At 63.4% G+C, this 22,603-nt stretch carries 24 protein-coding genes and 1 pseudogene; 9 read left to right on the top strand and 16 right to left on the bottom strand.

The window, feature by feature from the left end:
• Positions 1-156: 156 nt before the first annotated feature.
• A complete protein-coding gene (locus HC022_RS02880; RefSeq protein WP_167451259.1) occupies positions 157-768 on the bottom strand; it encodes a hypothetical protein in 612 nt (203 codons plus the stop codon).
• Between the two features lie 167 nt (positions 769-935).
• On the opposite strand from HC022_RS02880, the gene HC022_RS02875 reads away from it, so the two are divergent.
• Together HC022_RS02875 and HC022_RS02870 are read left to right on the top strand one after the other, a co-directional pair.
• On the top strand, positions 936-1,181 hold the full coding sequence (locus tag HC022_RS02875) for a helix-turn-helix domain-containing protein (RefSeq protein ID WP_254884889.1): 246 nt from the start codon (positions 936-938) through the stop codon (positions 1,179-1,181).
• A gap of 312 nt (positions 1,182-1,493) precedes the next feature.
• The gene (locus HC022_RS02870) at positions 1,494-1,904 is read left to right on the top strand and encodes a TnsA endonuclease N-terminal domain-containing protein (protein ID WP_167451258.1); all 411 of its coding nucleotides are present in this window, start codon (positions 1,494-1,496) and stop codon (positions 1,902-1,904) included.
• A gap of 884 nt (positions 1,905-2,788) precedes the next feature.
• On the opposite strand, the gene HC022_RS02865 is transcribed toward HC022_RS02870, so the two are convergent.
• Together HC022_RS02865 and HC022_RS02860 are read right to left on the bottom strand one after the other, a co-directional pair.
• Positions 2,789-3,469: an IS110 family transposase gene (locus HC022_RS02865; protein WP_254884894.1), complete on the bottom strand. Its 681-nt coding sequence runs from the start codon at positions 3,467-3,469 to the stop codon at positions 2,789-2,791.
• 100 nt (positions 3,470-3,569) lie between these two features.
• Positions 3,570-3,733, bottom strand: a pseudogene (locus tag HC022_RS02860) (IS5/IS1182 family transposase); the annotation flags it as partial.
• Positions 3,734-4,228: 495 nt separating this feature from the next.
• Here HC022_RS02860 and HC022_RS02855 point away from each other — a divergent pair.
• The 5 genes from HC022_RS02855 to HC022_RS02835 are packed head-to-tail and all read left to right on the top strand — an operon-like array spanning position 4,229 to position 9,052.
• Positions 4,229-5,179: a tripartite tricarboxylate transporter substrate binding protein gene (locus HC022_RS02855; protein WP_167451257.1), complete on the top strand. Its 951-nt coding sequence runs from the start codon at positions 4,229-4,231 to the stop codon at positions 5,177-5,179.
• Positions 5,176-5,640, top strand: a complete 465-nt coding sequence (locus HC022_RS02850; protein ID WP_167451256.1) for a tripartite tricarboxylate transporter TctB family protein — start codon at positions 5,176-5,178, stop codon at positions 5,638-5,640. The genes HC022_RS02855 and HC022_RS02850 overlap by 4 nt, the downstream gene beginning before the upstream one ends.
• Before the next feature lie 39 nt (positions 5,641-5,679).
• Positions 5,680-7,155 (top strand): tripartite tricarboxylate transporter permease, encoded by a 1,476-nt coding sequence (locus tag HC022_RS02845; protein WP_167451255.1) that lies wholly within the window; start codon positions 5,680-5,682, stop codon positions 7,153-7,155.
• Positions 7,152-7,919, top strand: coding sequence for an amidohydrolase (locus tag HC022_RS02840; RefSeq protein ID WP_167451254.1), 768 nt, complete (start codon positions 7,152-7,154; stop codon positions 7,917-7,919). The genes HC022_RS02845 and HC022_RS02840 overlap by 4 nt, the downstream gene beginning before the upstream one ends.
• A complete protein-coding gene (locus tag HC022_RS02835) occupies positions 7,919-9,052 on the top strand; it encodes an alpha-hydroxy acid oxidase (RefSeq protein ID WP_167451253.1) in 1,134 nt (377 codons plus the stop codon). The genes HC022_RS02840 and HC022_RS02835 overlap by 1 nt, the downstream gene beginning before the upstream one ends.
• Here the strand turns inward: HC022_RS02835 and HC022_RS02830 are convergent.
• The 12 genes from HC022_RS02830 to HC022_RS02780 form a co-directional block, all read right to left on the bottom strand.
• A complete protein-coding gene (locus HC022_RS02830) occupies positions 9,049-9,999 on the bottom strand; it encodes an SMP-30/gluconolactonase/LRE family protein (protein ID WP_167451252.1) in 951 nt (316 codons plus the stop codon). The two genes, HC022_RS02835 and HC022_RS02830, sit on opposite strands and share 4 nt — an antisense overlap.
• A complete protein-coding gene (locus HC022_RS02825; protein WP_167451251.1) occupies positions 9,996-11,288 on the bottom strand; it encodes a TRAP transporter large permease in 1,293 nt (430 codons plus the stop codon). The genes HC022_RS02830 and HC022_RS02825 overlap by 4 nt, the downstream gene beginning before the upstream one ends.
• A 1-nt stretch (position 11,289) precedes the next feature.
• Positions 11,290-11,721, bottom strand: coding sequence for a TRAP transporter small permease (locus tag HC022_RS02820; RefSeq protein ID WP_254884888.1), 432 nt, complete (start codon positions 11,719-11,721; stop codon positions 11,290-11,292).
• A gap of 85 nt (positions 11,722-11,806) precedes the next feature.
• Entirely contained in the window at positions 11,807-12,775 is a 969-nt protein-coding gene (gene dctP, locus HC022_RS02815; protein WP_008887200.1) for a TRAP transporter substrate-binding protein DctP, read from the bottom strand.
• 54 nt (positions 12,776-12,829) lie between these two features.
• Entirely contained in the window at positions 12,830-13,690 is an 861-nt protein-coding gene (locus tag HC022_RS02810; protein ID WP_368484599.1) for a tripartite tricarboxylate transporter substrate binding protein, read from the bottom strand.
• Between the two features lie 77 nt (positions 13,691-13,767).
• Entirely contained in the window at positions 13,768-14,808 is a 1,041-nt protein-coding gene (locus HC022_RS02805; protein WP_167451248.1) for an amidohydrolase, read from the bottom strand.
• The gene (locus tag HC022_RS28940) at positions 14,805-14,990 is read right to left on the bottom strand and encodes a hypothetical protein (protein WP_254884887.1); all 186 of its coding nucleotides are present in this window, start codon (positions 14,988-14,990) and stop codon (positions 14,805-14,807) included. Before HC022_RS28940 ends, HC022_RS02805 begins: the two co-directional genes overlap by 4 nt.
• Positions 14,978-16,288 (bottom strand): tripartite tricarboxylate transporter permease, encoded by a 1,311-nt coding sequence (locus HC022_RS02800; protein ID WP_254884886.1) that lies wholly within the window; start codon positions 16,286-16,288, stop codon positions 14,978-14,980. The genes HC022_RS28940 and HC022_RS02800 overlap by 13 nt, the downstream gene beginning before the upstream one ends.
• A 3-nt stretch (positions 16,289-16,291) precedes the next feature.
• On the bottom strand, positions 16,292-16,753 hold the full coding sequence (locus HC022_RS02795) for a tripartite tricarboxylate transporter TctB family protein (protein ID WP_089964133.1): 462 nt from the start codon (positions 16,751-16,753) through the stop codon (positions 16,292-16,294).
• A 95-nt stretch (positions 16,754-16,848) separates the two neighbouring features.
• A complete protein-coding gene (locus HC022_RS02790; RefSeq protein WP_167451247.1) occupies positions 16,849-17,802 on the bottom strand; it encodes a tripartite tricarboxylate transporter substrate binding protein in 954 nt (317 codons plus the stop codon).
• A gap of 27 nt (positions 17,803-17,829) precedes the next feature.
• Positions 17,830-18,510 carry an RraA family protein gene (locus HC022_RS02785; protein ID WP_175583431.1) on the bottom strand — a complete coding sequence of 227 codons (681 nt, stop codon included), beginning with the start codon at positions 18,508-18,510 and terminating at the stop codon, positions 17,830-17,832.
• Positions 18,511-18,512: 2 nt separating this feature from the next.
• Positions 18,513-19,595, bottom strand: a complete 1,083-nt coding sequence (locus tag HC022_RS02780) for a hydroxyacid dehydrogenase (protein WP_321172723.1) — start codon at positions 19,593-19,595, stop codon at positions 18,513-18,515.
• 116 nt (positions 19,596-19,711) lie between these two features.
• Here HC022_RS02780 and HC022_RS02775 point away from each other — a divergent pair, with 116 nt between their 5' ends.
• Together HC022_RS02775 and HC022_RS02770 are read left to right on the top strand one after the other, a co-directional pair.
• The gene (locus tag HC022_RS02775) at positions 19,712-20,608 is read left to right on the top strand and encodes a LysR substrate-binding domain-containing protein (RefSeq protein ID WP_167451246.1); all 897 of its coding nucleotides are present in this window, start codon (positions 19,712-19,714) and stop codon (positions 20,606-20,608) included.
• Between the two features lie 267 nt (positions 20,609-20,875).
• Positions 20,876-21,934 carry an IS110 family transposase gene (locus HC022_RS02770; protein ID WP_167451245.1) on the top strand — a complete coding sequence of 353 codons (1,059 nt, stop codon included), beginning with the start codon at positions 20,876-20,878 and terminating at the stop codon, positions 21,932-21,934.
• A 384-nt stretch (positions 21,935-22,318) separates the two neighbouring features.
• Here the strand turns inward: HC022_RS02770 and HC022_RS28695 are convergent.
• The coding region (locus HC022_RS28695) for a hypothetical protein (RefSeq protein WP_217703864.1) at positions 22,319-22,603 on the bottom strand (285 nt) is incomplete at its 5' end.

Below are 22,603 nucleotides of genomic sequence, written 5' to 3'. Positions count from 1 at the left end.
CGCTGCGCTCCACCTGAACGGCAGCTTTCGAGAAATGAACTCAGCGTAGTGTCGTGAGCTATCTGCGCTGTCCTACCTTTGGATAGCACAAGCGGTTGTCGGATTCTGATCGTTTGTTTGCCAGGCTCGCGTTCCTCTGACCCCTGCATGCAGCGTTCAACTCTCCTCCCACTCGTCGTCGAAGAACTTCTTCAGCTCATCCTCCGAATAACAAATCTTGGAGCCGGCGCGGCACGTTGCCGCTCGCGCCTTTGCGAAAGGTTCATTCTCTAGCGTCCGGTCCAAGGTATCATCTTGCCCCAGCCCCATTTGCTCGGTCGCGTCGGCGTATAACTTTCTGAACGTCTGCCGATTGATACCCATCAACCTTGCGGCCCCGGCGAAGCTGCCAGCGGCATCGTATGCTATTCTCACTTGTTCAGGTGAGAACTCCACACGTGATCGCCCCGGCGCGTTCGGGAAGCCCAGTGCCTCCCGCTTGCGAGCGATCCATTTCGGATCAACGCGATGTAGCTTCGCCAGGGCCGTGTCGCGAAACCCCTCCCGAAACTGGGATTGGAGCAGCGCGTCGAAATCATAGCCGAAATGCTCTAACGTCTCGATCAGATTGGACCGGCTGGCGGCGAAACGCTCCCGAACCTTAGCCAACGACCGGCTGTGTGCCATCAAGTCAATTAATTCAGAGTGATGGACACCATGACCTTCGCCATCTGTAAAGACGACGACGAAGTCACCACAAACCTCCAGATGACGTTTTGCTTCGGCCATAGACCCTTCCTCTGACTAAAAACTCCGGTGAAATTCTACCGACATCCATCGTGAAAATTTCGCCATACTTTTTAACCACATGATTCTAAACAGTTATCCTTGACTGATTCGTTGATAGCTGATTCCCTCCGGATCACGAAGTCCCAGCAATCATGGTTACAGCGTCGATGTCACACACAGTGAACCCAGCTCATGAACGCCTGAAAATGGAGCTACGTCTACGTGGCAAATCCATCGCCTCAGTCGCCCGCGAGCTGGAGGTTCTGCGTTCGACGGTTACGTTGGTCAGCCAAGGTCTGCGCAGGTCTTTGAAAATCGAGAGGGCCCTTGCCGATGCTGTCGAGAAGACCCCGGCCGAGCTCTTCCCCGACCGTTACCCAGCAGAGGAGGACAGCGCGGCAAACAACACCTGACATCGGGAAATAAAAAGACCCTCCTGCGCTAACAGGAAGGCCTTTTGAATAAGTGTCGTTGGTCGCGACCCCTTATTCATCCCCTGAGTCTCACGAAAAGTCAACCTGCCGAGGCGTCTCTCGGCAGGGCAGTCAAACTCATCTCAAACATAGGGGGATGTCGCCCCGCGCCTGCTCCGATCCACATGGGTCGGCGCGCAGGTGAGGTGCGCTCCAATCATCATGTACAACACCTTGTTCTACCGCGGGCCGGAGCCGAGCCACGCGACCCGGGTGCCTGCGCGCCGTTCAAAAGGGAGCCTTCGTGGCTCGATGGTCGCACTGCTGCCCGGCTTCGAGCGCCCGCGCATCATCCACTTCGAGAGTGCGCTGGAATACGCCTTCCTCTGCCTGATGTTGGTGCGCGACGACGTGCACCACATCCGCGAGCAACCCCCGGCGATATCCTATGTCGGCACTGACGGCCGCCCCGCGCGACATGTCTTCGATTTCTTGGTCTCGAAAACGGACGGGGAGCGCATCGCCGTGGCCATCAAACCCATGCCGCGTGTACTGAAGCTGAACTTTGCAGCCGAGCTCGAAGCTGTCTCAGCGGCAGCAACCAAGTCATTTGCGGATCGCGTGCTGCTCGTCACGGACCAGCACATTGACCGACAGGCTGCCGCTGAAGCGGCGCGGACGCTCGCTTGGTCGCGCCCCTCTCTAGTGGAGGCCGCAGCATGATCCCTCACTTCCGCTTGTCGACCTCTGACATGATTATCACCGCGGGTGTCGCGATCTACCCGATTGAGACCAACGAGCACGGCGGTATCTATGGGCGTGTGGGCCAGCCGGGGGTCACAGAGGCTTTTTCTCACCAAGAACTCGCCGAGATGATGCGTCGCCCAGATACCAAATATTTTCCAGGATATTTTGACCGGGCTACGCAAGAGGCGCGTCACGACAAACCTGTGCAGGTCATCAGCGAGCTGTCGGAAAAGACCGCACGGCTTGTGATTTGGCGGAAAGCCGTCTGTGACGCCTTCCTGGCTCTGGAAGCTGCGGGCCTTATCAAACGTACGCAACAGGCATATGAGCAGGCCAAAGCGCAGCTCGCATCAGTGACGGCCAGGCTCGTTGGCGAAGGCGCAGCGGCCTTTGCCAAGATACGACCGGGCAACGAAATAAAAACCCGCAAGCTGCCGGGAAGCCGAACGGTCTTGCAGTGGGTCCGCTCCTATCAGGCTGCAGGCTACTCTGCACTTTCGCTCATTCCGGCCACTCACCTATCCGGCAATCGGAGCCGACGCTGGTGCCCGAAGGCGGAAGCCCTGATGGACCAGGTCATCGAGATTTACGCCGACACGCAGCAACCAACCAAAGTCCAGTCTATCCAGGAGACTCGGGCGCTGTTCGCCGAAGAGAACGCGCGCAGAGCCAGCGCGGGGGCAACGCCGCTCGCGATCCCCTCTGCCTCCAGCGTTAAACGCCGATTGGACTCGGCAGACCCATTCTACGTCTGCACAAAACGATTTGGCGCATCTGCGGCCGCCAGGAAATTTGCCATGAGCAGCAACGGTCCCGATGTCGTGCGCCCCATGGAGCGGGTCGAGATGGATGAAAACAAACTAGACGTCATGTCGTTGCTGACGCTGACTGGCATCTGGGAGCACCTGCCGCCGGACCGGCAGAAGAAATTCGAGACCGGACGGCGCTGGCTCTACATTGCAATCGACTGCGCCACAAAATGCGTCGTGTCGATGCGACTGCACGAGCAGGTCCAGGCACTCTTCCCGGATCAGCGCGTGCAAGTGGACGGTCTTATCCTGCACAAGCGCCGTCATGCGATTGAGGTGGGACATGCCGACCGGAAACACATAGCCGTGCTCATACAGCAGAGCCCGTAAGGCGTTCATATCAGCGGTCCGCTGATGCACCAGGCGTTCCCGGCCGCGGAAGACCGCCGCATAAGACTGCTGTTCGACTGTTTTGGGTTCCACGAAACGCATCTCAGGCTGGCGTGCCGCAATGACAAGCGCCTCAGCATCGGCCGCATCATTTTTCTGCCGTTTCACAAAAGGGCGCACATATTGCGGTGCGATCAGCTTTACCTCGTGCACAAGAGCGTCCATCTCACGGGCCCAAAAATGTGCGCTGCCGCACGCCTCGAAAGTCACCATGCTGGGCTCTTGCTGCGCCATGAACGCGGGAAATTGCTTCCGCGTCAGCTTCTTGCGGAACTGGGCCTCCCCCGTTCGAAGGGCACCATGAACTTGAAAAACTGCCTTTGCCAGATCGATTCCAATCATCATATTCTTCATCTAGCCGTCCTCCTTTGCGCGTGGCGTTGAACACCACGACCTTGGCACATTGCGATGCCGTCTAGGGAGGGCGGCAACCACTCCATCTGACTTGGCCAGCGGAGACAAAGAAACTGATCGGGTGGCCGTTGCTGTCGCAGATGGCATGCAGCTTGGTGTTCATGCCGACCTTGGTGCGACCGATCAGGCGGCCACGCCCCCCTTTTTCGCGCCCAGGCTGGAAGCGGTGTGATGTGCCTTGAGGTAAGCCGACCTTCGCTGCGACGTGGACGAACGGCCGCAGCGCGCAGACAATGGAGCGTTGCAAACGCTTGTGAGCATGTTTCATCGCGGCGCAAACCAGTGCTCTGCCGTGATCGAAGACCGATGAAAGATTGCTCGATCTCAGCGGTTTCCGTCTGCGCGACTTGCAGGGCAATTCGACCTTCAGAACGACTGCTTAACCCAAGTCCAAAGTTGGCCGCGGCCTGCGCAGGGTGGCTCTGACAAGGACCGAATTCGATACCTGTCGACGGGTAGTCGAGGTGTAAGCAGGATAAGTCGCCGCCTTTCCGTCATCACGCAGCCAGAACGGTTGGTGAAAAATATCTGTTTTTAAGCTTAAATTTTTAGCGCTTTTAGTAAAAAATAATAAAGGTCATGATCGGGCATCCGGTGGGAGGCCGGACTGCAGGCAACGACCGTCAACAGGTTTTCAGCCGACTGCCGCGGCCATCGGCCAGCACTTTCGATCCTTGGGAGGATACCATGAGATACACACGCCGTTCGTCCCTGGCCCTTTTGGCCGGGTTGGCGATCACGCCGCTTGCCGCCGTCGCGCAGCAGGATTACCCGACCCGTCCGATCACCCTTGTCGTGCCCTATGGGGCGGGTGGCACCACCGATATTTCGGCGCGCCAGATGGCGACAATGGCCGAGAAAATCCTCGGCCAACCCATCGTCGTGGAAAACCAGCCGGGCGCCAGCGGGACCAATGCGATGCGCTCCGTCGCGTCGGCCGAGCCCGATGGCTACACGTTGATCGCGACGACCTCGTCGCCGTCCTTCGTCACACCGGCGCTGCGCGATGTGGGCTATGACACGCTGGCCGACTTCATCCCGATCCTGAACTATTCCGGCCCGTTCCACGGGGTCGTGGTTCCGGCGGACAGCCCGTATGACTCGCTCGACGCTCTGATCGAAGGCGCCAAATCCGGCGCCGTGACCTATGGCACCGCGGGCGCCATGGGCGGCGCGCACCTGGCCTTCGCCTCGGTTGCCAAGGACACCGGCGCGATGCTGCAGCACGTGCCCTTCGACGGCGCCTCGAAGGCGACGGCGGCGGTGCTGGGCGGCCACGTGGACGCGGCGCTGGTCCCGGCCTATCGCGACCTCGTGCAGGACGGCCAGCTGCGCCTTCTGGGCGTGCTCGACGGCACCAACGACCCGGACTTCCCCGACGCCCCGACGCTGAAAGAGGCGGGGCTGGCCGCGGAATTCCCGTCGATCGTCGGCATCATGGCCCCCGCCGGCACCGATCCCGCGATCATCGCCAAGCTTGAATCCGCCTTCACCGAGGTGGCCTCGTCGGACGAATTCAAGACCTTCATGACCGGTCTCAGCCAACCGGTGCGGATCATGTCTGGCGAAGATCTCGCGGCGACGATCGAGGAGAACCTCGCCGCCTACCGCGAGATCGCCAAGGATCTCGGAAATTGAGCACCAACGGCCACGGGGGCGGGGTCGCCCGCCCCGGCTTCCGGACGCTGACCGCCGGGCTGTTGCTGGCGGCAGCGGCCTGGGGGCTTTACAGTCTCGACAGCCAGATCCAGGTGTTCGGCTTCGGCGCCTCCGGACCTGACGCGCGGAGCTTTCCCCGCCTTGCCCTATGGCTGCTTGCGGCGGTCGTGGCGCTCCGCCTTGTCCTGAGCCTGCGCTCCGAGGATTTCCCGCTTGGCAACCCCGTCCGGCTCGGCCGTGTCCTGGCCGTCACCGCAAGCAGCGCAGCGGCGCTATGGGCGATGCCGCAGGTCGGGTTCTTCTTCGGGGCCGCCGGTGCCGGTATCGTCGTGGCCCTCATGCTGGGTGAACGCCGTCCCATCTTGCTGGTTCTGCCGCTGATCGTGGCAGCCGTCGTGACCTTTGGCGGACGGCATGGGCTCAGCATCCCCCTGCCCTGAGCCTGCCTATTCATTCCAGACTTCAAAGGAGCGCAAGCCGTGCTTGTCGATGCCTTTCTCGAACTTCTGAACCTCTGGGTACTGGTCGCCGCGCTTGTCGGAATCGTCTCGGGGATCATCATCGGGGCGATCCCCGGCCTCGGGCCAACCATGGCCATCGCGCTGCTGATCCCGGTCACCTTCTCGATGCAGCCGATCCCGGCAATCATCCTGCTGCTTGGTGTCTACCAGGGCGCGATCTTCGGCGGGTCGATCTCGGCGGTTTTGCTGAACGTGCCGGGCACGCCTTCGTCGGCGGCAACGGCCATCGACGGGTTCGCCATGGCACGCCGTGGCGAGGGCGGACGGGCGCTGCGCTTTGCCCTCTATGCCAGTGTCATTGGCAACATCTTCAGCTGCCTTGTCCTGATGGCTCTGGCCGAGCCGTTGGCGCGCTTCGCACTGGATTTCGGCCCGGCCGAGATGGCGATGCTGATGCTGTTCGCCTTGCTGGTCATCGTGCTGTTCGGTGGTGGATCGAAGCTCGACGCGCTGATCATGGTTCTCGTGGGGGCCTGCGCCGGTATCGTCGGCCTCGATCCGATCAGCGGCACGCCGCGCTTTACCTTCGGATCCTTCGCCTTTGAAAACGGGTTCCAGCTGATCCCCGTCCTGATCGGCCTCTTCGCCATGTCCGATGTGCTGTTGCAGGCGTTCGACCGTGAACCGCTCGTGGGCGATGTCGAGGTGCCGCCACTGAAAAGCTCTGCCGTGCGTTTCATCGAGCTGTGGCGGATGCGGATGACGCTGTTCTTGTCCTCGCTCATCGGCACCTTTGTCGGCATCCTGCCGGGGATCGGCTCCACCGTACCCGCCTTCATGAGCTACAGCCTCGCCCGCTCGCGCTCTGCCGATCCGGACCAGTTCGGCAGGGGCGCGCCCGAAGGTGTCGCCGCCCCCGAGGCCGCCAACAACGCCGTCACCGGCGGCGCGCTGGTGCCGACGCTGGCACTGGGGATCCCCGGCGATGCGGTGACGGCGGTGATCCTTGGCGCCTTCATGCTGCACGGGCTGGCACCGGGGCCGTTCCTGTTCCGCGATCACGGGCTGGAGGTCTACGCGATCTTCGAGGCGCTTTTGCTGTCGTCCATCCCGACGGTGATCCTTGGCCTGCTGTTCTTCCGTGTGGCGATCCACGTCACCCGCATCCAGCCGCGCCACCTGCTGCCCGCGATCACGATCCTCGCCATCTTCGGCGCGTTTTCGGTGAACAACAGCCTGTTTGACGTCTGGGTGATGCTGGGTGCGGGCGTGCTGGGCTTCCTGTTCCGACGCGCGGGCTTCCCCCTGCCGCCGCTGCTGATCGGGCTGATCCTCGGCGCGCCGTTCGAACAAAGCCTGCGGCAGGCCCTTCTGACCTCGGGCGGCGGCTATGGCATCCTTGTGGGCTCGCCCATCACCATCGGGCTTGTGGCATTGACCGTGCTGTCGCTGGCGATCAGCCTGTTCTTCAGCCTGAGAAAGCCCCGCATATGATCACCGATTGCCACATCCACTCCTTTGCCAAGACCGAGGCCCCGCAGACCGGCGCCTATGTCCCGCCCGCGCGCGACATCCGCGACTACATGGACGAGGCCGCGCCGCTTGGCGTGCGCCGCGCGGTTGTGGTGCAGGCCTCGGTCGATGGGACGGACAACAGCCGGTTGGTGGAGGTTCTGGGCACCAAGGGACCCGTCGCGCTGCGCGGCGTTGCGATGATCGACGCCGATGCCGACCTGCAAGCGCTGCATGCCGCCGGCATCCGCGCGACCCGGGTTCAGGACCGTGCAAGGCTTGGGGACAGCGCGCTTGATCAGCTTCCAGAACTTGCGAAACGCGTGGCCGAGGTCGGCTGGCATATCGAGCTGAACACCGAGCCGCGCAGCTTTGACCGGCTTGCCGATATGGTTGCCGATCTGCCAGAGGGGCTGCGGCTGGTTCTGGACCATATGGGCCATATCGATCCTGCCGCACCTTCCCCCCTGTTCCGCTTGCTTGAGACGGGGCGGGTCTGGACCAAGCTGTCGCCCACGCGGGTCAGCACCGATATCGGGCACTACGGCGACCTGAGCGCGCTGATCGAACGCCTTGGCGCAGCCTTTCCCGACCAGATCATCTGGGGCAGCGACTGGCCGCATGTGATGACCCCCGAGCCGGTGCCCGAAATTCCGCCGATGCTAAAACTGTGCCGCGAGGCATTGAGCCAGGATAGCTTTACGCGGTGCATGTGGGACAACCCTGAAAGGCTCTACGGGTTCTGATGTTTCTGACCCTGGATGACTTCGAACCTGCCGCGCGGCGGCGTCTGCCGCGCCCGCTTTTCGGCTACGTTTCGGGCGCGGCAGAGACGAACGCAGCAAGGCAGGACAACCGCGATGCGCTGGACGCCTGGCGGCTGGTGCCGAACGTGTTGCGTGGGGTCGAGGGGCGCTCGACCGCCTGCACCCTTCTGGGCGAGAGCTACGCGGCGCCCTTCGGCGTCGCACCGATGGGCCTTTCGGCGCTGATGGCCCGCGACGGGGACGTGGCCCTTGCCCGCGCCGCGGCGGCGGCCGGCCTGCCCTTCGTGCTCTCCGGCTCGTCCCTCACGCGCATGGAGGATGTGGTGACGGCCAACCCGAAAGCATGGTTCCAGGCCTATCTACCCGGCGAGGAGGACCGCATCCGCGCCCTGATCGCCCGCGTGCGGACGGCGGGTTTCGGCACGCTGGTGCTGACCGCTGATACCGCTGTCGTGGCCAACCGCGAGAACAACATGCGCGCGGGCTTTTCCACACCGCTCAGGGTCAGGCCACGGCTGATCTGGGACTTCGCCATCAAGCCGCGCTGGGTGCTGGGCACCTTCCTGCCCACGCTGATGCGGGGCATGCCGCATTTCGAGAATTCCGATGCCGTGCGCGGTGCGCCGATCATCTCGAAACAGGCGGCGCGGGATTTCGGGCGCAAGGATCACCTGAATTGGGATCACCTCGCGCTGATGCGCGACCTCTGGCCCGGCAAGCTGGTGCTGAAAGGCGTGATCGCGCCCGCCGACGTCGCGAAGGCCCGCGCGCTTGGCTGTGATGCGGTGGTCCTGTCGAACCACGGCGGTCGACAACTGGATCACGCCATCTCGCCGTTGCGCATCCTGCCAGAGGCGCGGGCACAGGCGGGCGACATGGGGCTGCTGATCGACGGCGGCATCCGGCGCGGCACCGATGTGATCAAGGCGCTGGCGCTTGGCGCGGACATGGTGCTGGTGGGGCGGCCGTTTCTCTATGCGGCGACGCTGGGCGGTCAGCCAATGGCCGAGCGCGCCGCGGACATCCTGAAGACCGAGGTGCATCGCAATCTCGGCCTTCTGGGTCTCCGGGGCCTTTCAGAGATCAGCCCCGAAATCCTGCACCCGGTCTAGAGCGCTCCCGAGAACATCGGCGCGCCCGCGATACCGAGGCTTTCCGGGAACTCTGCTTTCAGGATGCTGCCACTGTCGCTTTCAGTGATGAAGAGGGTCCGCCCCTCCGGCCCGCCAAAGGCGCAGTTGGTGGTCCCCAGACCGCGCGGGCTGCGTACCACAGCGATGGGCCGGCCCAGCACATCATGCACCCAGACGAGGCCCATACCGGTCTGGCAGACCACGACGCCGCCGTCAGACGTCAACGCTAGCCCGTCCGGCCCGGCACGCCCGCCCGAAAACTGGATGAACAGACCGGCCTTGTTGACCCGCCCCGAGGGCGACATCGGCAGCCGCCAGACCGCATTGGCCCGCGTCACCGCAAGAAAGAGCACGTGTTCGGCCAGATCCAGCACCAGCCCATTGGGGCTGGGCACCTTGTCGATCAGGCAGGCCAGCGCGCCCGTTTCGGGTTGCCACTTCCAGACCCGACCCGTGGGGTCCTGCAGTCCGGTCTGGCCTTGGTCAGTGAAATAGAGCGCCCCGTCACGCCCGAAATGCAGATCGTTGCAGCCTTTGAAGCTTTCAGTGTCGGCATCGCCAAGCGCCTTGGTCACAGCCCCGGTTTCCGGATCCAGCAGCATTATGCCGTTCTGGTAATCCGCCAGAAAGATCCGCCCGTCGCGGTGGATCTTCAACCCGTTGGGCTGGCCGTCGTATTCGGCGATCTGGCTGATCCCGCCCTCCGCATCGGCGCGGAAGACCCGGCCGAAAGGGATATCGACAAAGTACAGGTTGCCCTGCGCATCGAACGACGGCCCCTCGAGAAAGCTGTCCGCGGGGGCACCGCGCCGGTTCTTTTCCGCCCAGTAGGACGGCTGGCCGGTGCGACGCAGCGCAGCGGGCAGTTCGGTGAAGACCTCGGCGTCGATGACGACCGGCTCGGGGAAAGGATAGGTGTGCGTCATCCGAACGTGAACTCCGGCAGGAACAGCGCGATGTCGGGCACGCCGATCAAAAGCAGCATGAACGCGACGATGATGAGGAAGAAGGGCAAGGTGCCCATGATCACATCCTCGACCTTCACCTCGTTCGACGAGGAGGCGACGACGAACAGGATCACGCCCAGCGGCGGGGTGAGCTGGCCCAGTTCCACAAGGATCACCACGAAGACGCCGAACCAGATCGGGTTCACGTCCATGGCCATCAGCGCCGGGAAGATCACCGGCACGATGATCGCGATCATGCCCAGCCCTTCCATGAAGCAGCCCAGGATGGCAAAGACCACCATTATGATCAGCAGGAAGGTCAAGCGCGAGACATTGGCCTCTTCCAGCATTCCGACAAGGTCCTCACCGATGCCCGACAGCGCGGTTGCATAGGCAAAGATCATCGAGGTGAAGACGATGAACAGGATGTTGCCGCTCATCGACGCGGTGCGCGACAGCGCGTCCTTGAGCAACCGCCAGCTGAGCTTGCGATAGAGCGCGGCAATCAGGATGGCGCCGACGGTGCCCACGGCCCCGGCCGGGGTGGGGGTGGCGAACCCGCCGTAGATGCTGCCGAGGACGATGACGATCAGCATCAGGAACGGCACGATGTCCAGAAGCGCGCGGCCCAGATCGCCGGCGCTGGCCTTGGTGTCATTCTTCGGGGCCAGAGAGGGGTTGATCAGCACACGCGCCATGATGAAGCCCATGTAGCACAGCGCCAGCACGATCCCCGGCACCAGACCGGCGGCAAACAGGCGCGCGATCGAGGTTTCGGTGAAGGTGGCGTAGATGATCATGGTGATCGACGGCGGGATCAGGATCCCCAGCGTGCCGCCTGCAGCGAGCGATCCGGCGACGAGGCGCTTGTTGTAGCCGCGCGCGGACAGTTCCGGCAGGGCGACGGTGGACATCGCAGCGGCGGTGGGGGCAGAGCCGCCAGAGATCGCCGCGAAGATGCCGCTGCCCGCGATGTTGGTGTGCAACAGGCCCCCCGGCAGCCGCCGCATGAACGGCGCGACGCCATTGTAAAGCCGCGTCGACAGGCCTGAGCCCAGCAGGATCTCGGCCATCAGCACGAACAGCGGAATGGCGGCGAGGGTGAAGCTGTTGGCCGCGCCCCAGCTGACAAGGCCAAGCGCCTTCCAGCCACCAAAGCCCTTGAGCAGCCAGATATAGGTCAGGCCCGCGCCCGCCACGGCGAATTGCACCCACATGCCGCCAAGGATCAGGCCGATCAGCAGGCCGAAGGCGAGGATCGCTTCCATGTCAGGTTTCCTCGGATTTGCGGAAGGTCAGCAGCAGCTGCTCGACCAGGAAAAACGCCAGTACGGAAAAACCCGCAGGCAGCATGATCTGCGGAATCCACAGCGGGGTGCGGAGGACGGTCGGGGCGAACTTGCCGCGCGAAAAGGACGACAGCGTCAGGTCCTTGGTCTTCCACGCAAGGATCACGCAGATCACCAGCGCGATCAGCACGAAGGCGCGGATCAGCCAGCGGCGCGTGCCCTCGGGCCAGGTGTCCAGCAGGAAATGCACCTGGAACATCGCATGGCCCCGCAGCGCGAGGGCCGCGCCGAAGAAGGTCATGAAGACGACGCCGTAGCCCGTCAGTTCCTCGGCAAAGCCCAGCGAGTAGTTGAAGCCGCCGCGCAGCAGCGCCTCGAGGCAGACCAGCGAGACCAGCGCCGCGAGGACCAAGCCGGTTGCCGCGCCCGTGATCCACGCGGCAACGTCGAAAATGGGGCCGGCCGATGCCGGCCCCGTTCTGCTTTGCGTCTGCATCTTACTTACCGATGGCTTCGCGCACGGTGGCGAGGGCTTCGACATACTCCGGCCCGTTCTCCTCGGCCCAGCTTTCCCAGTACGGCGCCAGCTTTTCGCCCGCCATCTCGGCGTCGCCTTCGGCCGCGTCCACCAGCGTCATGCCCGCCTCGGATTGCGAGGCCTTCTGCGCTTCCTCATCTTCAAGGAAGGCCGCGGTGGTCGCGGGGCCTTCTTCGGCGACGATCTCGCGCAGCTTGGTCTGGGTGTCCTCAGACAGCGCGTCAAAGCTGTCCTCGTTGGCGATGATCATCGAGTTGCCGTAGTTGACCGCGAAGCGGTAGTTGTAGGGCAGGAACTCGTGCCAGTTCTTCGCCCCGCCGGCAGAGGCGGTCAGCACGCCCTCGATGACGCCGCGTTCCAGCGAGGTCGGCACTTCGGAACCCGACAGGGTGATCGGCGCGCCGCCGAACATTTCTACGAACTTGCCCTGCTCGGGCGAGGTCACGCGGATCTTGTGACCTTCGAGGTCTGCCAGCGAGCTGATCTCGAACGTGGTGAAGATCGTCTGTTCCGGGTAGCGGTAGCCGCCCAGCAGCACGACACCCTGCTGTGCGAAGGCATCGACCAGCGTCGGTTCCATCGCCTCGTAGGCCTTGGCCCATTCCTCGTCGTTCTCGATCAGCATCGGCAGGTTCAGCACCCGCGCGATCGGCACGCTGCCCGAGAAAAAGAAATCCGCCGCCATGTCGATGATGCCATCGCCCACGGCCTGCGTGATGTCTGCGGACGCGATCTGCAAGGTCTTGCCAAGGTGCAGGTCGATGGTCAGGTCGGTGTCTTCCGCGACGCGGTCGACAATGCGCTGCATGCCCTTGACGGCAGACGTCGTCGAGACGGACGAATAAGTGTAGGCGGTCCAGTCGTCGGCATGTGCGACGGTGGCGGACGCGGCGATCAGCGCGGCTGCACCGAGTGTCTTAATAGTCATGGTATCTCCTCCAGTAGTGAGTGGACAGCCGGGCCACCCGGCCCGGCCTTTGGATTATTTCCAAGGGGTTTCGGCCCAGATCTGAGTGGCGATGCCGTCCTGTTTGGCGGACGTGGCGGCGAATTCGTCCCCAACCATGAAGGCGATCGGATTGCCCTGTTCGGCCATCATCTCCTGGAAGTCGGGGTTTTCGTTGACGGCGCTCAGCGCAGCGCGCAGCTGATCGGTCGTCGCGTCGTCCAGCCCTGCGGGAGCGACGATGCCGCGCAGGGACGACATCTGCACGTCATAGCCCAGCTCCTTGGCGGTTGGCACATCCGGGCGGAAGGGCGAGCGTTCGTCGGCCAGCACTGCCAGCACGCGCAGCTCGTCCGGGAAGTTCGAGGTCTGGCCCAGCGTCATGGTTCCGGCGGCCACATGCCCCCCCATGATCGCGGTGCGTGCGTTCGATGCGCCCTTGAATGGCACCAGCGTGAACTCAGCGCCGCTTGCGTCCTGCATCATGTTGGCAGCGAAATGGTCGTTTCCGCCAAGGCTCGACAGACCCAGCGTGATCGCGCCGGGGTCGGCCTCGGCCGCATCGATCAGTTCGTCCAGGGTCTGGAATGGCGACGTGGCCGCGACGGTAATCGTGTTCGGGTCCTCGACGAAATTCGCAAGATAGGTGAAGCTGTCCACGTCGTAATCCGCCGCGCGGTCCTTGGTCAGGGCAAGGGCCGCAGGCAGGTTGAAGGTGCCCAGCGTGTAGCCGTCGGGCGCAGCCTCGGAAACCTCGGTGAAGCCGATCTGGCCACCGGCGCCGGGCATATTCTTGACCACGACGGATGCACCATCGCCCAGTTCCTGCTCAAGGAATTGCGCCACAGTGCGGGCCATCACATCGGTGCCGCCGCCGGCGGAATAGCCGACGACCACCTCGACCGGCTTTTCGGGGTATTCGGCGAATGCGGCTGTGGCCGTGAGGGCCAGCGCAAGCGCGGTAAGGGATGTTTTCATGACGGTATCCTCCCAGTGTCATGTTTGAATAGCTGTGCGTCGATGCCGTAGGCGCGCGCGGCGCTGCGCCAGAACAGGTCATCGCGCTCGCCCGCGCTCAGCGGTGCGGCAAGGCGTTTGAACGCGTTCCACAGCGTCCGGTAGCTCACCTGCCCCTTGTCCACGGGGAAGTTGCTTTCGAACATGGCGCGGTTCGGCCCGAAGAGGTCGAGGCAGGTTTCCACCCAAGGGCGCCAGTCCTCGGCCAGCGTGTGTGAGCGCGGCGGCAGCGCCGCGTCGGCGTAGCGCCAGCCAAAGACGCCAAGGCCGAAGCCGCCGATCTTGATGCGCGTGTTGGGCAGCGCGGCAACAAGAGCCAGCGCGTCGCGCCAGGCGCGGAAATTCTGTGTGTCGAAGCGATCATGCGGGCCAACGCCAAGCGGGCCGCCGCAGTGGTCGACGACGACGGTCAGCTCCGGCACGGCCTCGGCCAAGGCGCGGACCTCGTCCAGTTGCGTCTGGTAGGCCCAGACGTCGAGCGTCAGGCCATGGGCGGCCAGCGCACGTGCGCCGTCTATGAAAGCGCTGGTCTGCAACAGGCCCCCGGGGGGCGGGTTGGGATTGGAGCGCACCGCCGGATCTGCGTGCCAAGCGGTGGTGTTGCGGATGCCGGTCATCCGGCCCCGCCCCGCCTCGGTCAGCGCGTCGAGCACCGGGCGCACGTCGTCGCCCAGTTGCAGGTCAGCCATGGCGACGATGCCCGCCGGGAACCGATCCTGCCCGCGCATCCAGTCCAGCACGGTTTCGACCTCGCCCACCGGGCGCAGGCTTTCGGGGCCGTGATCGCGATAGCCGGTGCGGCATTGAACATAAAGGCTCGCCCGCACATCATGGCCCGAGCCCACATCAGCCATCAGCTCCTTGGCCCGGTAGCGCCCTTCGGGCCGGTCCCAAAGATGGTGATGGCAGTCGAAGATCGGCTGCTCCGGGGCAAGAGTCTCCTCCTGCCCCAGGGCCAGCCAATCCTCGCGGACCTTATGATGCGGGCTCGCGGTCATGCTTTCTTGCGGCTGTCGATGAAGCGCTTTTTCAGCGTCGGGCCGACGACCACGGCGACGGTCAGCGCCACGAGGATCAGACTGGTCCAGTTCTGGAACAGCACCATCGGGTCGCCGCGTCCAATCCGCAGGGCAAGGCGCAGGTTCTCTTCGGCGAAACCGCCAAGGATCAGGCCCAGCACGACGGGGGGCAGTCCATCACCCAACCGATCGCGCCGAAGCCGAGCATCAGGTAGACGTCGAACATGCGGCCATGGATCGAATAGACGCCGATCAGCATGAGCACGATGATCACCGACCCCAGAAGCGGACGCGGCAGGTTCAACAGGCGGGCGAAGGAGTTGGTCGCCAGCGAGCCGCCCAGCAGAACCAGAAGGATCGCGCCGAACAGGAACTGCCACATGAAGCCGAAGACGACGTCCGGGTTGTCGCGGAACAGCATCGGCCCCGGTTGCAGGCCGTGCACCAGCAGGCCGCCCAGCATGACCGCAGCCACGGCGGTGCCCGGGATGCCCAGCGTCAGCGCGGGGATCAGCGCCGATGCGGTGTCGGCGTTGTTGGCGACCTCGGCGGCGGCCACACCCTCGGGTTCGCCCTCGCCCCAGGTCTCCGGGTGCTTCGAGGTGCGGCGCGCCTCATTATAGGACATGAAGGCCGCCATGGAGCCGCCCGCGCCGGGCAGGATGCCGATCCAGATGCCCAGCAAGGACCCGCGCAGCCAGGTCTTCCAGTAGGATTTCATGCGCGGCAGCGCCTTCCAGAGCGACTGGGTTCCAAGCTTGGAGCTGTTGACGCCATCGGTCTTGAGCGGCGTTTCCAGCAGGTCGATCACCGGCGGCAGCGCATAGAGGCCGACCAGCAGGATCACGATGTTGATGCCGTCGAGCATTTCGAGCTGGCCAAAGGTAAAGCGGTCGTTGCCATAGATCGGGTCCGAGCCGATCACCGACACGAAGACCCCGAAACAGGCCGAGATCAGACCTTTGACCGGGTTGCCGCCCAGCAGGAAGATGATCGAGGCAAGGCCGAAGACCGCGACCCAGAACACTTCGGACGGGCCGAACAGCAGCGTCACCTTGCTGAGCGGCGGCGCCAGCAGCATCAGCGCAAAGGCCGAGGCAATGCCGCCGATGGACGAAGAGACGACCGCGACTTGCAGCGCGAAACCGCCCTCGCCCTTCTGCGCCATCGGATAGCCGTCGAACGTGGTGGCGACGGCAGCAGGCGTGCCGGGGATGCGCAGCAGCACGGCGGGAATGGCGCCGCCATACATCGCGCCGTTGTAGATGCCCGCCATCAGGCCAAGCGCGACAAGCGGTTCAAGCCCGAAGGTGAAGGGCACGAGCACCGAGATCGCCATGGTGGCCGACAGGCCCGGCATGGCGCCGACGACGATGCCCGCGATCACGCCGATCACGACGGCGGCAAAGTTCGTCCAGGCAAAGACATCCGGCAGGGCATGGAGAAGATCGGAATACATGGTTCAGCGCCCCCAGAGACGGCCGGTGGGGAAGTCCTGCGACATCCCGAAATCAAAGATCGCCCAGATCGTGCCGACGACGATCACGGTCGCGATCAAGAGGCCAACAGGGCTGCGATAGCCGAAGGTCCACGCGACCAGCGGGATCGTCACGGCGGTGCTGATGTAGAAGCCGACGAAATCGCAGGCTAGCGCGTAGCTGACGATCATCAGGAAGGCCCCGATCACCCGCTTGGGTGCCTTGGTCATGGGCGCGGCGTCTTCGCCCGCGCTGGCCTTGCGTTGATCGGCGAGCAACAGGAACACCGACAGCACGAGCAGGCCGATCAGCATGGCGGCAGGCAGCAGCGCGGAGATCGCGCGCAAGTCATAGGTTGGGAAGAGGAACCCGGCGGCGACCACGAAGATGCCGATCGCAGTCAGGGTCTCGGGCCTTGTCAGGCGGGAATTACGGCTCTCGGGCATGGAATTGCCTTCGGTATGAGGGATGAGATGGCTGAGGGCGACGCCCTCAGGGACTGGGCAGCGTGAGGGAGGACTCCCCCCTCACGCACGTGGCCTCAGTTCCACGGAGAGGTCTGCCACACGCCGTTGGCGAGGTCGTAGAGATCCGAGGTCAGCTGCTTGAACTCCTCGCCGGTCACGACTTCGACCGGGTTCGCGGTCGCGGCCATGGCGTCGAGGAATTCCTGATCGCCGGAGAGCTGCGAGAAGGCGTCGATCAGCTTGGCCTGCACGTCCTCGGGCAGACCGGCGGGCGCGATGAAGCCGCGCATGGAGCCATTCACCAGGTCGAGCCCCTGCTCCTTGAAGGTCGGCAGGTCGGGGGCAAAGGGCGACCGCTCTTTGGTGGCAACGCCCAGCACGTTCAACTGGTCCTGGAATTCGGCCACTTCCGAGATGTTCAGGATGCCCATGGCGACATGGCCGCCGAGCAGCGCGGTGCGTGCCGGGGCGGAACCCTTGAACGGCACAATGGTGAACTCGGTCCCGGTGGCCTGCTCCAGCTTGATGAGCGCGAAATGGTCATCGCCGCCGAGGCTCGACATGCCGACGGTGATCGCGAGGGGATTGGCCTTGGCCTCTTCCAGAAGCTTGTCCAGCGTGTCGAGACCACTCGCCTTGGAGGTCACGATGACGTTGGGATCGTTCACCACGTTGGCGAGATAGGTAAAGCTGTCGCGGTCGTAGCCTGCCTCGCGGTCGATGGTGCGCGCCATCATGCCTGGCAGGTTAAAGGTGCCAAGCGTGTAGCCGTCAGGGTCCGCATTGGCCGCTTCGGTCACGCCGATCTGGCCCGAGGCGCCGGGCATGTTCTTCACGACAAGGCTTGCGCCGTCGCCAAGGTATTTCTCGATGAAGGGCGCAGCGGTACGCGCCATGACATCGGTGCCGCCGCCGGCCGAATACCCGACGATCACCTCGATGGGCTTTTCGGGATATTCGGCCAGCGCCGCCCCTGCGGACAGGATCATCGCGCCTGCGATGGCGGTTTTCTTGAAGATGTTGAGCATGTTACTCCTCCGTTTCATGCGGTTGTTTCAGTCGTCGAGCAGGGCGCAGCCGCGTTCCTTGAGCGCGCGGTCGACCCAGGTCCGGTCGTTTGTGCCGGCTTCGATGTCTGCCATTTGTTTGATTTCTTTCGCAGACTTGTCCTGAGTGGCTTTGAGGATCGTCTCGGCCCCGTCGATCGGCACGCACAGCACACCGTCGCTGTCGCCGATGACGATGTCGCCGGGGTGGATTACCATGCCGTCGATGGCGATGGGCACGTTCACCTCTCCGGGGCCGTCCTTGTAGGGGCCGCGATGGGTGACGCCCGCCGCCCAGGTGGGCAGGTTGGTTTCGCGGAAATTGTCCAGATCGCGGATCGCGCCGTCGATGACAAAGCCGACAACACCCTTCTTGATCGCATAGGCCAGCATCAGCTCGCCCATCAGCGCGTTGTCCAGCGCGCCGCCCGCATCGACGACGATCACGTCGCCGGGCACGGCCCGGTCGATGGCCGCGTGCAGCATCAGGTTGTCGCCGGGGCGCGCCTTGACCGTCAGAGCAACGCCCGCCATGCCGCCGGAGGTGTGCATCGGACGCAGACGCGACCCGGCGGCGGTCATGCGCGACATGCTGTCGGACACGTTGGCGACGGGCAGCTTGGCGAACTCTGCGACAAGCTCAGGGGCGGCGACACGGTCGCGTTTGAGGATACGGAAGCCCGTTGTCATGGTTATTTCTCCATCTTGGCCGGCTCCGCCTGCGCGGCGGCCAGCAATTTGCGATTGATGATGCGTTCGGGAGCGACGGGCTGCCCGTCGAGGATCTGGAAGATCCCGCGTACGGCATCGACGCCGACCCGGGCGCCCGCCTGGCGGGTGACGCCCCCGATGTGCGGGGTCAGCACGATTTCCGGCACGGCAAAGAACGGATGGTCGGCAGCGGGCGGCTCGGACGCGAAGGTGTCGAGCCCGGCGCCCGCCAGGTGCCCACTCTGGATCGCGGCGACCAGCGCCGCCTCGTCGATCAGCCCGCCACGGGCGGTGTTGATCACGTAGGCCCCCTTGGGCATCTGCGCGATGCTTTCGGCGTTCAGAAGGCCGCGTGTCTGTTCGGTCAGCGGGCAATGCAGCGACAGGATGTCGGACCCGGCCAAGAGGTCCTCGACCGTCTCGCAGCGCGTGACGCCCAGCTCTTCAAAGGCGCTGTCGGGCGCATATGGATCATAGCCCAGCAGGTGCAGCCCCAGCCCCTTGGCCATGCGGCCGGTCGCCTGTGCAATCGCCCCCATGCCCATCAGGCCCATGGTCGATTCGGCAATCTCGTGCCCGGAAAAGCCCGGCTTTTCCCACCGCCCGGCGCGCAGGCCAGCATCCAGCGGCAGGATACGCTTGACCGCCGCCAGCAGCAGCGCGATGGCGTGCTCCGCCACGGAGACGGCGTTGGCACCGGTCGCAACCAACACCGGGATACCCCGTTCGGCAGCGGCTTGGATGTCGATGTTATCGACCCCGACACCGTGCTTCGAAATCACCTTGAGCTGCGGCGCCGCGTCCATGACGGCGGCGTCCAGGCGGCCCATGCGCGATACGATCCCCTCGGCGCCAGTCTGCTGGAGATAGTCGGAAATCACCGCGCTGTCGGCATAGGGCGGGGTATGCACCGTCTGGTAACCGCGGTCCGCCACCAGCTGGGCGGCGGACGGATCAAGGTCGGGTCCCGTTACCAGGATTGTCTTGCTCATCGCACATGTCTCCATAGCGTCCCGAAGCATCGGGGCGCGCCATTTCGTGTCTCTGTTTTTCAATTGGCCCACAGCGGTCTCCCGAACCGGCTATGGGTGTCCTCCTTGGGTGGATACCGTAACGCCAAGAATGACTTCACAAAAGCGCGTAATTCTGGTTATTATATTTAGAAAAACTGGATCAAATCATGGACACCCGGCAACTCAAGACCCTTTTGGCCATTCAATCGCACGGCACCTTCGCGCAGGCGGCAGACCTTGTCGGCCTGACACCTTCGGCCGTCAGCCAGCAGGTTCACGCTCTGGAAGATGAACTGCGCGTGACCATCTTCGACCGCACCAAGCGACCGCCCCGGATCACGCCTGATGGCCTCCAGGTCATTGAAATGGCCGAGGATATCCTGCGCCGCGCCGAGGACGCCAAGGCCAGTCTGCGCGGCGACCAGATCGCCGGGACGCTGATGCTGGGATCGGTCCGCTCGAGTGCGCTGAACCTGCTGCCACGCGCCATGGTGCAGATGCGCGGGCGCTATCCGGACCTGAAACCAAGTTTGCGAGTATCCCTTTCCTCAACCCTGATCGCGGACGTGGCCGGCGGACGGCTCGACGCCGCTATCGTCGCGGAACACCTCGGGATTCCCAACACCTTGCGCTGGAGCCCCTTCCTTCGTGAACCGCTATGGCTGATCGTGCCACGTGGCATGGAAGCGAGCGACCCGATCGAACTGTTGAACACCCGGCCCTACATCCGTTTCCGAAGCGCCGTGCCGCTGGCGAACCTGATCGATACAGAGTTGTCCCGTCTTGGCGTCGTCACCAATGACGTGGCCGAAATCGACACCATCGGATCGATCGTCACGGGCGTGCGGCAAGGTCTGGGCATCTCGGTTGTGCCGCATGTTGCTCTGCAGGACCCCGAGGATCTGAACATCATGCGCCTGGCCTTCGGCGTTCCGCAGGTGACTCGCCAGATCGGCATCGTCGAAAGGACGGCGGCGCCGCGCGCTGAAATCATCGCCCTCCTGCACGCAGTCCTCGCGGACCTATGCGGCGACTACGGAGTGGTCAGGCCCACACGATCCTGACCGAGTTCACATTTGCGAACGCCGTAACGAAGCGCCCGGCCCCGGTTTCTTTGGAAGCGTCAGCTGGCGTAACGCCACGGTGCGGTTTTCACAGATCTCCAAAACTCTCGACCTGTATTCCAACACTTTGGACTGAAAGTGGTCGCGATCTTAATTAGCCGAAAACGGACCCAAATCGTCCCCATGCGAACGTCCGCTAATGGGATGTACCGGCTGCTTCACCCAGCAGGTTAGGCTTTGCCTATGTCTGCAAGTTGGAGAAGTAGCATGGAGAAGAAGACCTTCGATCAGCTGATGTCCATCGGGATCGACATCGGCAAAGATACGTTTCATCTCGTCGGGTTTGACCGACATGGTCAATTGGTGTTGCGCAAACAGATCAAGCGGTTGGCCCTCGTCGCGACATTCGAGAAGTTGCCGCGATGCATCGTCGGGATGGAAGCCTGCCTGAGCGCGCATTTCGTCAGTCGAACCCTGCGCGAGCTTGGTTTTGAGCCGCGCATCATCCCCGCGATCTACGTGAAGCCGTTCATCAAGGGGCAGAAGAACGACTACAATGATGCCGAGGCCATCGCGGAGGCGGCGCTGCGCCCGAACCTGCCAATCGTGCCGGAGAAGAGCCAGGACCAGCTCGACCTGCAGGCCCTTCATCGGGTGCGCTCGCGTCTGGTGTCGCGCCGGACCGCGACCATCAACCAGATCCGGGCCTTCCTGATCGAACAGGGGATCACGGTGCGCAAAGGGCTTCGGGCTTTGGAGAACTCCTTCGAGGTGATCCTCGAGGAACGCAAAGACGAGATATCGCCGCGCATGCGGACCATCCTGATCGGCCTGTATGGCGATTGGCTCTGGTTGGACGATCGGATCGAAACCGTCTCGAAGGAGATCGAACAGATCAGTCGGACCGAGGAGAACTGCGTCAACGTCATGACCATTCCCGGTATTGGACCGATGATCTCGACGGCCATGGTTGCGGCGATTGGCACGGGAGAGGCATTCGGGCGCGGACGGGATTTCGCCGCATGGGTCGGCCTGGTTCCCAGACAATACAGCACCGGCGGACGAACGGTGCTCGGCCGCATTTCCAAACGTGGCAGCCGATACCTGAGAATGCTCTTCGTTCAGGCCGCGAAGGTCATCCTGATGCGCGCCAATCGATGGGCTGGCTTCAGCTTTGGCGATTGGTTGAGCCGGGCATCGGAAAGAATGAACAGAAACAAGCTGGCGGTGGCGCTGGCCAACAAGCTGGCAGGCATGGCCTGGAGCATCCTGAGACACAGAACCGCGTTTGACGCACCACGAGACGAGGTTGCCGCCGGCATCTGAGCCGGCGCGCCCAGAGGAGTTCGCGACAGATCGAAAGCATGGAACGGAACAATTACGCCCCCAGAATCTGACGGCCCTGACGGTCATTATTGACCTTTCCGCTAATTAGATCATGGCGCGTGCGTAACCCCAACAAGGCCACGACCCGCGTGTCGATCAACAGGCCGGATACATATGAGCGACTTCCGAAATCGTGCCAGAAATCATTTGCGAACAGCAGCCGGTACATACATCAGGGCCGATAGTGTCTGGTGCGGGATCGCCAGCGTCAGCGGCAATGTATGCTTCCTGCGCATTCCAGCCTTAGCATCGCACGCCCGACTAGCCACTCCTGCTCATTTTTATTGCCAAGGTCGCTCTTCGCTGACCACTGCATGCAGCAGCTCAGCTATCCTCCCACTCGTCGTCGAAGAACTTCTTCAGCTCATCCTCCGAGTAGAAAACCTTGGAGCCGACGCGTTGAGTTGCCGCGCTAACCTTTGCGAGACGTTCATTCCCCAGCGACCGGTCTGGGTTGTCGTCCTGCCTAGCAGGGTGCTGAAATAGTCGGGCCTCGACGCCGGTTGCGGAACATGATTCATCTGCCGCGGAACAACGGCGGAGACAGACATGCGCGGTGCAGACGAGACGAGCGGGTCGCTGTTCAGCTATGTCGATCTCGAGGCGCGT

The organism is Salipiger sp. HF18, from assembly GCF_011806505.1.
Taxonomy (GTDB): Bacteria; Pseudomonadota; Alphaproteobacteria; order Rhodobacterales; family Rhodobacteraceae; genus Salipiger; species Salipiger thiooxidans.
This window is presented reverse-complemented; position numbering and strand designations above follow the sequence as displayed.